Below are 4,546 nucleotides of genomic sequence, written 5' to 3'. Positions count from 1 at the left end.
GGCCAGCAGCACCCCGGCCCCCCACGCGGCGGCCCGCCCCACCCGCCGCCGGGGCTCCCGCGCGTCGAACTCCTCCTCGGCCTCGGGGCCGACGGTCATCCGGTCCGCGCTGTCCAAGGAACCGTCCCTCTCGTCGCCGAACTGCCACACCTCGCCTGCCCGAATCCTCTCTCAGAGACGGGCCGGAGCGGACGGCGGTTGCCCGACGGCCACCGCGGAGGGTCAGGCGCGGCGGCGCAGCCGCGGCAGGAGCCAGACCGCGGCGGCGGCGAGCAGCATCACCGCGACGATCACCCACGCCGTGACCCGGAGCGTCTCCGTGAGGGCGTCGAACACCGCGCCCGCGGCGTCGTGGGAGATGTCCGGGGGGAGGTCGTCGAGGGTGAGGGAGCGGCCGATGGCGACGGCGAGGGCCAGGACCGCCGCGGCGAGTGCCATGCCGAGTGCCGTGCGGATGACCGCCCCGCGGCGGCGGGTGGCGAGCAGGATGCCCGCGGCGGCCAGGACGGCGGCCGCCACCGCGGGCCAGACGCCCGCGACCTGCAGTGCGTGGAAGCTCTTCCAGAGCCCGCCGAGGTCCTTGGACTGCAGCACGGTGATCTCCGTGTGCTTCACCGGGATCTTCGAGGCGAACGGCACGCCGTCGTCGACCAGTTGCTGCTTGACCTGCTCGGTGATGGGCGCGAGGTCGATGGTGACCTCGCCCTTCGAGTCGTCGTTCAGGGCCGACTGCAGGGCGTCGTGCGCGGCCCGGTTCGCCGCGTTCCAGGCCGTCTCGTAGGACTTCGTCTCGGTGAAGGACCCCACCGCGTCGCGGACGAACGACTCGACCGTGCCCTGCAGCGGGCCCACGTCGATCTCCTTCATCACGGAGCCGGTGACCTGGTCCGCGACCGCCGCGCGCACCGCCGGGTCGGAGGAGAGCGGCGCCATCGTGGCGACGTAACTGTCCCGGTCGCCGATCTCGTACGCGGCCCAGATGGAGAGCACGCCGAGCGGGACCAGGACGCAGGCGAGGACCAGGAGGACGGCGGACAGCGGACTGCGGACGGTTTTCGGCACGCCTCCAAGGCAAGGCCCCGGTCACGCGGGGCGCGACCGGGGCGACTGCATATGGGGCAACGGAGTCCGCCCAGGGCGGACGACGGCGTCCGCCGCGGGCGGGCAACAGCCCCTACTTCCGGTTGTACAGACGCATCGTCACCGGACCGAACACCGCCACCAGGAGCAGCGCCCAGCCGAGCGTCCACGCCAGCTCCGTCGTCGGCGACGTGCCGTCCATCAGGGCGCGGACCGCCGACGAGCAGTGGGTGATGGGGTTGTTGTTGACGAAGGCCTGCAGCCAGCCGGGCATCGTCTCCGGCTTCACGAAGATGTCGCTGAGGAAGGTCAGCGGGAAGATCACCATCATGCTGACGCCCATCACCGACTTCTCGGTGCGCAGCAGCAGCCCGAACATCGTCCAGATCCACGAGAAGGCGAAGGAGAAGACGAGCAGGACCGCGATGCCGCCCACCACGCCGAGGAAGCCGCCGTCCGGGCGGTAGCCCATGATGAGGCCGACGGTGAGGATGACGACCGACGCGATGGCGTAGCGCAGGGCGTCGCCGAGGAGGTAGCCCACCATCGTCGAGGGGCGCCAGATCGGCAGCGTGCGGAAGCGGTCGAAGACGCCCTTCTCGATGTCGGTGTTGACCGAGACGCCCGTGTACATCGTGATCATCACGACGGACATCACGAGGATGCCGGGCAGCAGGTACTGGATGTACTCGCGCGGGGATCCCGCCAGCGCCCCTCCGAAGAGGTACGTGTACATCAGCACCATCATGATCGGGAACGCCGTGACGTCGAAGAGCTGCTCCGGCACGTGCTTGATCTTGAGGATGGCGCGCCAGCCGAACGTCAGACAGGCCGAGAGCGCGGTGGGCCGGGGCGGCCGCTCGGTGGCGATGAGGAGCTCGGCGAGGGACTCGGTCCGCACCGGCGCGAGCTCCTGGGTCTCGATGGGGGCTGCGGTGCTCATGCCGTGGCCTCTTCCTTCAGGTCGGTCGCGTCGGTCGCGTCGGTCTTGGGGGGTTGGTGCGCGGCGTCCGTGCCGGTCAGGGCCAGGAAGACCTCGTCGAGGCTCGGCTGGCCCAGTGCGAAGTTGTCGACGGTGATCCCGGCGCGGGCCAGCTCGGCCAGCGCCCGCGAGGCCTGCGCGGCGGCTCCGCCGTCGCCCTGCCCGCCGTCCGCCCCGCCCGCTCCGTCCGCCCCGACCCGGGCCGTCAGCGCGACCGGGTCCGGCTCCAGCTGCACCTGCGCGTCGAGCACCGCGCCGAGCAGCCGCGCGGCCTCCTCGCGCTGCGCGGCCTCCCGCAGCCGCACATGCACCGAGCCCGCGCCGACCGACGCCTTGAGCTCGCCCTTGGTGCCCTCGGCGATGACCTTGCCCCGGTCGATGACGGCGATGCGCGCCGCCAACTGGTCGGCCTCGTCGAGGTACTGGGTGGTGAGGAGGACGGTCGTGCCGTGGCCGACGACCGCGCGCACGATGTCCCAGACCTGGTTGCGGCTGCGCGGGTCGAGGCCCGTCGTCGGCTCGTCCAGGAAGAGCAGATCGGGTGTGTTCAGGATGGACGCGGCGATGTCGATGCGGCGCCGCATGCCGCCCGAGTAGTTCTTCACCTGCCGGGCGGCCGCCTCCGTCAGCCCGAAGGCCTCCAGGAGCTGCCCGGCGCGGCCGCGCGCGGCCTGCTTGGAGTGGCCGGTGAGGCGGCCGAGCAGGATCAGGTTCTCCAGGCCGGTCAGGTCCTCGTCGACCGATGCGTACTGCCCGGTCAGGCTCACCCGGCTGCGTACGGCATCCGCCTCGCGCACCACGTCGTGGCCGAAGACGTGCGCCTCGCCCCCGTCGGGCCGGAGCAGGGTGGCGAGCATCTTGACCGCCGTGGTCTTGCCCGCCCCGTTCGGTCCGAGCACTCCGTAGACCGTGCCGGCCGGGACGGTGAGGTCGATGCCGTCGACCGCGCGGTTGTCTCCGAAGGTCTTCACCAGACCCGCGGTCTCGATGGCCATGCTGCTCATGTCCGCCCGCCTTCTCACAGGAGCAAGGAGTAAGGAATTCGTCATGAGGGCAGACCGGGGCCGCCCCGGAAACTCATCGATTTCAGCGTAGGGAAGCTTCCGGTGGAGCGCTCGGCCGAACGGGTGTTTCCTGGATGAGGGGGCGAGGAGGCCGATCATGCGAATCGCTCTGAGGGCGGGGGCGGTCTGCGCGGTGACCGTACTGAGTGCGGGTACCGCCGCCACAGCCGTCGCCCACAACGACGACAGCGTCATCTGGGGCACCGTCGTCTCGGGCCCGGACCTGAAGGTCAGGGACGAGCCGAGCACCCACGGCTCGATCCTGGCGAAGCTGCCGTACGGCAGCCAGGACCGCGTCAAATGCGCGGTACAGGGCACCTCCATCCACGGCAACCCGCACTGGTACTGGCTGGAGGGCGTCCGCGGCTGGGTCAGCGCGGCGTACGTCGACACCGGCGGCCGCCACGTGCCGTCCTGCGCGTCGTCCGCGGACCCGTGCCCGCAGTGGCGCGACCGGGACCACCACGACCGGGACCACCGGGACTGCGACCACGACCCGTGCGCGTACCGCCATCACTGAATCACTGACGTACGCCCGGGACCGAGAAGGGAACCGTCATGGCACATGCCGCACCCGTCCACTACGCGCCCGGCGCACGGACGACCCCGACCCCGACCTCGACCTCCGCCTCCCGCTGGGCCGGACTCGCCCTGCTCATGGGCGTCGTCTACGGCCTGTGGGCCTGCGCGATCCGGCGCGACGGCGGGCCGATCACCACCGGGAACGTCATGTTCGGAGTGGTGACCGGCCTCGTCTTCGCCGCCCTGATGTTCGCCCTGCACCGGGTGGCGCCCGCGCTCCCGCGCGAACTGCGCGCACTGTCCTGGACGGCGTTCGCGGGCATCACGTTCGGCTATCTCTACAGCCTGGGCGGGGCGAGCGTGCTGCGGTCCACCGTGATGGCGCTGGTGGTCGCGGCGGGCGTCTTCGCGGTGACGTTCTACCGCTACTACACGACCGAGTGAGCGGGCGCCTCGTCCGCGTGCCGCGCCGCCCCGCGCCCCAGCCGGTGCGCGACGAGCAGTGAAGCGGCGAGCACCAGGCCCGAGTTGACGGCCACCGCCACGCTCACCCCGGACAGGACCGCCCGCGGGTCACCGCCCGCGTCCGGTCCTGTCCGGGCCGCCACGACCGCGCTCATCACCGGGATGCCGAGGGTGATGCCGACCTGCTGGGTCATGGTCGCCAGGCCGGTCGCCAGGCCCTGTTCGGAGTCGGCGACACCCGATGTGGCGGTCACCATGAAGCCCACGATGACCAGCATGTTGCCGACACCGCCGACGAACGTGGCGGCCAGCAGCAGATACAGCCAGCCGCCCGACGTCCCGAGCGCGACCAGCGACAGCGTCGCGGCGGCCTGCACCGCACCCCCGCCGAGGATCGTCGCCCGGCCGCCGAACCGGCTCACCGCCCGCCCGC

At 71.8% G+C, this 4,546-nt stretch carries 6 protein-coding genes; 2 read left to right on the top strand and 4 right to left on the bottom strand.

The genetic code is table 11. The features are described 5' to 3' along the window. Window positions 1-222: 222 nt before the first annotated feature. The 3 genes from AOK03_RS17025 to AOK03_RS17015 all read right to left on the bottom strand — a co-directional run bounded on the left by AOK03_RS17025 (window position 223) and on the right by AOK03_RS17015 (window position 3,066). The gene (locus AOK03_RS17025; protein WP_055566124.1) at window positions 223-1,062 is read right to left on the bottom strand and encodes a hypothetical protein; all 840 of its coding nucleotides are present in this window, start codon (window positions 1,060-1,062) and stop codon (window positions 223-225) included. A gap of 112 nt (window positions 1,063-1,174) precedes the next feature. After that, window positions 1,175-2,023 carry an ABC transporter permease gene (locus tag AOK03_RS17020; RefSeq protein WP_055566123.1) on the bottom strand — a complete coding sequence of 283 codons (849 nt, stop codon included), beginning with the start codon at window positions 2,021-2,023 and terminating at the stop codon, window positions 1,175-1,177. After that, window positions 2,020-3,066: an ATP-binding cassette domain-containing protein gene (locus tag AOK03_RS17015; protein WP_055566122.1), complete on the bottom strand. Its 1,047-nt coding sequence runs from the start codon at window positions 3,064-3,066 to the stop codon at window positions 2,020-2,022. Before AOK03_RS17015 ends, AOK03_RS17020 begins: the two co-directional genes overlap by 4 nt. A gap of 157 nt (window positions 3,067-3,223) precedes the next feature. Between AOK03_RS17015 and AOK03_RS17010 the strand changes: the two genes are divergently transcribed. Continuing rightward, window positions 3,224-3,646, top strand: coding sequence for an SH3 domain-containing protein (locus AOK03_RS17010; protein ID WP_055566121.1), 423 nt, complete (start codon window positions 3,224-3,226; stop codon window positions 3,644-3,646). Between the two features lie 38 nt (window positions 3,647-3,684). Next, complete coding sequence (locus AOK03_RS17005) at window positions 3,685-4,092, top strand: hypothetical protein (protein WP_055566120.1); 408 nt, start codon at window positions 3,685-3,687, stop codon at window positions 4,090-4,092. Here the strand turns inward: AOK03_RS17005 and AOK03_RS17000 are convergent. Beyond that, window positions 4,077-4,546, bottom strand: a 470-nt coding sequence (locus tag AOK03_RS17000; protein ID WP_167355617.1) for an MFS transporter, incomplete at its 5' end; no start/stop codon positions are given. The two genes, AOK03_RS17005 and AOK03_RS17000, sit on opposite strands and share 16 nt — an antisense overlap.

This window comes from Streptomyces atriruber (assembly GCF_001418325.1).
Taxonomy (GTDB): Bacteria; Actinomycetota; Actinomycetes; order Streptomycetales; family Streptomycetaceae; genus Streptomyces; species Streptomyces atriruber.
This window is presented reverse-complemented; position numbering and strand designations above follow the sequence as displayed.